Below are 478 nucleotides of genomic sequence, written 5' to 3'. Positions count from 1 at the left end.
CCGGTTCTTGTTCCCAAGTAGCGCGGGACTCGTGGAATCCCGTGTGAATCGGCCCCGACCGTGGGGTAAGCCTGAATATTCCTGTCTGACCGATAGCGTACGAGTACCGTGAGGGAAAGGTGAAAAGCACCCCGGGAGGGGAGTGAAAGAGTTTCTGAAACCGTGTGCCTACAATCCGTCGGAGCCTTTCGGGGTGACGGCGTGCCTATCGAAAAATGAGTCTGCGAGTCAGTGGTGCGTGGCGAGGCTAACCCGTGTGGGGCAGCCGTAGCGAAAGCGAGTCCGATAAGGGCGTTTCCAGTCGCGTGTCCTGGACCCGAAGCGGGATGATCTAGCCCTGGGCAGGTTGAAGCGCGGGTAAGACCGCGTGGAGGACCGAACGGACCTGGGTTGAAAACCGGGCCGATGACCTGGGGCTAGGGGTGAAAGGCCAATCAAATTCCGTGATAGCTGGTTCTCTCCGAAATGCATTTCGGTG

1 rRNA gene is annotated in these 478 nt (G+C 58.8%); it reads left to right on the top strand.

What is annotated here, in order from left to right:
* Window positions 1–478: ribosomal RNA gene (locus CI601_RS08360) — 23S ribosomal RNA — on the top strand; the annotation flags it as partial.

Source organism: Bifidobacterium sp. wkB344 (assembly GCF_003688305.1).
GTDB classification, from domain to species: domain Bacteria; phylum Actinomycetota; class Actinomycetes; order Actinomycetales; family Bifidobacteriaceae; genus Bombiscardovia; species Bombiscardovia mizhiensis.
This window is presented reverse-complemented; position numbering and strand designations above follow the sequence as displayed.